This window comes from Streptomyces sp. E2N166 (genome assembly GCF_003671715.1).
Classification (GTDB): Bacteria; Actinomycetota; Actinomycetes; order Streptomycetales; family Streptomycetaceae; genus Streptomyces; species Streptomyces thinghirensis.
In genome coordinates, this window is record NZ_RAIF01000020.1 from 90620 (window position 1) to 94077 (window position 3458).

General features: G+C 71.9%; 3 protein-coding genes and 1 pseudogene. 1 reads left to right on the forward strand and 3 read right to left on the reverse strand.

Going from position 1 to position 3458, the window contains the following annotated elements:
• The first annotated feature begins 82 nt into the window (after positions 1–82).
• On the forward strand, positions 83–553 hold the full coding sequence (locus EBH09_RS17360) for a PPOX class F420-dependent oxidoreductase (RefSeq protein ID WP_121747909.1): 471 nt from the start codon (positions 83–85) through the stop codon (positions 551–553).
• A 1-nt stretch (position 554) separates the two neighbouring features.
• On the opposite strand, the gene EBH09_RS17365 is transcribed toward EBH09_RS17360, so the two are convergent.
• The 3 genes and pseudogenes from EBH09_RS17365 to EBH09_RS17375 form a co-directional block, all read right to left on the reverse strand.
• Positions 555–1310, reverse strand: a complete 756-nt coding sequence (locus EBH09_RS17365; RefSeq protein ID WP_121747910.1) for a TetR/AcrR family transcriptional regulator C-terminal domain-containing protein — start codon at positions 1308–1310, stop codon at positions 555–557.
• A gap of 119 nt (positions 1311–1429) precedes the next feature.
• Positions 1430–2920, reverse strand: a complete 1491-nt coding sequence (locus tag EBH09_RS17370) for an MFS transporter (RefSeq protein WP_121747911.1) — start codon at positions 2918–2920, stop codon at positions 1430–1432.
• A gap of 51 nt (positions 2921–2971) precedes the next feature.
• Positions 2972–3458, reverse strand: a pseudogene (locus tag EBH09_RS17375) (glycosyl transferase); the annotation flags it as partial.

Sequence of the window (3458 nt, forward strand, 5' to 3'; positions counted from 1 at the left end):
CCCGGAGGACGCCCAGGAGGGCGGGCCGGGCGGCGACCCGGAGGGCGGGCCGGGCGGCGGGGCCGCGGCCTAGGCTGGCGGCATGGCACCGAACATCGCGACGAACACCCGTGTCTCCCTGGCCGAGCTGCTGGACTTCGTACGCCCCCGGCACCGGGCGGTCCTGCTGACCCGGCGGGCCGACGGCAGCCCGCAGGGATCGCCGCTGACCTGTGGGGTCGACGACTCCGGCCGGATCGTGGTCTCCACCTACCCGGAGCGGGCCAAGACCCGCAACGCGCACCGCGACCCGCGGGTCAGCCTCATCGTGCTCAGCGACGAGTGGAACGGCCCCTGGGTCCAGATCGACGGCACGGCGGAGGTCATCGACACGCCCGACTCCGTGGAGCCGCTCGTGGAGTACTACCGCAACATCGCGGGCGAGCACCCCGACTGGGACGAGTACCGGCAGGCCATGGTCGAGCAGGGAAAGTCGATCATTCGGGTGACTCCGGAGAAGTGGGGACCGGTGGCGACGGGCGGCTTCCCGGCACGGCTCGCGGCGGACGACTGACTCACCCTCGTTCGACCATCGCCTCGATGCCCGCCACGAGCAGGTCCAGCGCGAACTCGAAGTCCCGGTCCAGCATCTCGGCAACCGTGTCGCCGCCGCGGGCCGACATGAGCGCCCGGGACTCCTCGATGACGTCCGCGTTGTCCGGCGACTCGGCCACCGCGTTCATGGAGTCCTGGAAGTAGTCGTCCGGGCTCATACCCTTGTCCGCCGCCCGCGCGAGGAGGTGGCCCTCGATCGTGCCGTAGCCGTAGACGAACTGGAGGACGGCGGAGATGGCACCGGTCAGCCGGTGCGCGGGCAGACCGCTGCGACGCATGACGCCCTGCACCTGACGGGAGAAGGCCAGCGAGTGGGGCCCGATGTTGAGGTAGGTGCCGGTCAGCCGGGACATCCAGGGATGGCGCACCAGCAGCCTGCGGTTCTCCCGGGCAAGTGTGCGCAGTGGCCCGCGCCAGTCCTCGCCGGCCTCCGGGCCGGGGTGGCGCAGCTCGCCGTAGACGGCGTCGAGGGCGAGTTCGAGCAGCTCGTCCTTGGTGTCGACGTACCAGTAGACGGACATCGCGGTGACGTCCAGCTCGGCGGCCAGGCGGCGCATGGAGAACTTGGCCAGGCCCTCGGCGTCCAGCAGCCGGACGGTGACCTCGGTGATCCGCTCCCGGTCCAGCCCGGACGGCTGTCCGCCGCGCCGCCCGCCACTTCGCCCCTCGCCCGCCAGCCAGACACTGGCCCGCGGCCCTCGGCCCGCCTTCGCCATACGCACCCACCTCGCTCACCGATGCCGGTCATGCTAGGCGCGCCCTTCGGGGGCGCGGAGGACGGCGCGACCAGCGACAACGAGCCCGCGGCCGCGCGGATCCACGACGCCCGGGTTCTTCAGGCGCCCTCCTTCTCCGCCCGCCGCAGCAGCACCGCCGCCACGGCCCCGCCGAGCAGGACGGCCACCGCCCCCACCAACTGACTGCGCTCCAGCCCGGAGGAGAACGCGTCGATCACCCGCTCCCGCTCCGCCTCCCCCCGCGCCGAGGCCAACGCCGCCGGCAACGACGCCGCCGCCACCGGCACCAGCGCCGCGAACCGCGAGTTCAGCACCGCGCCCAGGACCGCCACGCCAAGCCCGTTGCCGAACTCCGCCAACGTGCCGTTGATGCCCGCGCCGACCCCCGCCTTGGCCGGCGGAATCGAGCTCATGATCGCGTGCGCCATGGCCGGATTGCCGAGCGCGCAGCCCACGCCGATCAGCAGCAGGCCCAGCAGCGTGCCCGCGTAGCCCTCACCGGTGAGCGTGGCGATGGCCACCAGGCCCGCCGACATCAGCACCATGCTGAGCAGCACCGCCACCGGCGTGCCCAGCCTGGCCAGCCACTTCGCCGCCACCCCGGAGAAGTTCAGCAGCACCACGGTCAGCGCCAGCGGCGCGGTCGCCAGCCCCGCCTCCAACGGGCCGTACCCGAGCACGAACTGCAGGTGCTGGGTGAGCAGGAAGAGCGCGCCGCCCATGCCGAAGGTGATCAGCACCAGCCCGGCCACCGCGCCCGTGAACCGCTGGTTGCGGAAGAAGGCCAGGTCGAGCATGGGATACGGGATGCGGCTCTCCCAGTACGCGAAGAGCGCGAGCACTCCGACCGCGACGGCCGCCGTGGCGAGCACCCGGGCCGACGTCCAGCCGTGCTCGGGGCCGGAGATGATCGCGTAGACCAGTGCGGCCATGCCGATCGTGGAGAGTACGGCGCCGAGCAGGTCGGGGCGGTCGCCCTGCCGGCTCCTCGACTCCGGGACCAGGGTCACCACCGCGACGAGGCCGAGCGCCACGACCGGCAGATTGATCAGGAAGATCGCGCCCCACCAGAAGTGGTCCAGCATGAAACCGCCGATCAGCGGCCCGCACGCGAAGCCGAGGGCGCTGACCGCACTCCAGATGCCGATCGCCTTCGCGTGCTCCGCGGGCGCGAAAATCTGCATGACCACGGCCAGCGTGGTGGTCAGCAGCAGCGCGCCGCCGACACCCATACCGGCCCGCGCCGCGATCAGCTGGCCGGTGGTGTCCGCGAGTCCCGCCGCCAGCGAGCCCAGGCCGAACAGGGCGAGGCCCGTGGCCAGCATCTTCTTGCGGCCGTAGCGGTCGGCCGCGCTGCCCGCGGTGAGCAGCAGGCCGGACTGGACCAGCGAGTAGGCGTTGATCATCCACTGGATGTCCGAGGTGGCCGCGCCGAGCTCGTCGGTGAGCGAGGGGATGGCCACGTTGAGCACCGTGTTGTCCAGCACCACGGTCAGCTGGGCGAGGCTGATGACACCGAGGATCAGCCAACGCCGCGGGTGGCCCTGGACCGCGGGCACGGTTCCCTGTGCCTGGGAGGACGTCGTCATGCTGTACAGCGTATAGGGGCCCTATACGCTGTACAGCAGAGCCTTCCCGGATCAGTTCGTCGGCTGTGTGAGGTCGTAGAAGGTGGCCGAGCCGACCGTGACCTGCTTGAAGTTGGCCTCGACCCACGACGTGATCTGCGACGAGGTGCCGGAGTCGCCGCCCATGCCGCCGCCGCCCGCGCCGCCGCCGCCTGAGATGAAGTAGTGGATGTTTCCGTCCGCCACGTACTTCTTGAACTGGGCCAACGTCGGCGAGGGGTCCGTGCCGTTGAAGCCGCCGACCGCCATCACCGGGTCGCCGGTGCTGAGCTGGAAGCTCGCGGCGTTCTGGGAGCCGATCGCGGCGGCGACCCAGGTGTACCGGCCGGCGTCGGTCTCCAGCAGCTTCTTGGCCTCGGAGTCGACCTGGGCGCCGTTGAGCAGACCGCCCATGCCGCCGCCTCCGGCCATGCCGCCGCGCTCGCCGGTCTGACCGTTCGGGGCCGTCCGGCCGTCGGGAGTCGTCCGGCCGTTCTGGCCCGGTGCGCCTCCGGGGAAG

Bases quoted from the DNA above. Each gene is read 5' to 3' on its own strand.
- EBH09_RS17360 (WP_121747909.1), top strand. From the start codon at position 83: ATGGCACCGAACATCGCGACGAACACCCGTGTCTCCCTGGCCGAGCTG.
- EBH09_RS17370 (WP_121747911.1), bottom strand. From the start codon at position 2,920: ATGACGACGTCCTCCCAGGCACAGGGAACCGTGCCCGCGGTCCAGGGC.
- EBH09_RS17365 (WP_121747910.1), bottom strand. From the start codon at position 1,310: ATGGCGAAGGCGGGCCGAGGGCCGCGGGCCAGTGTCTGGCTGGCGGGC.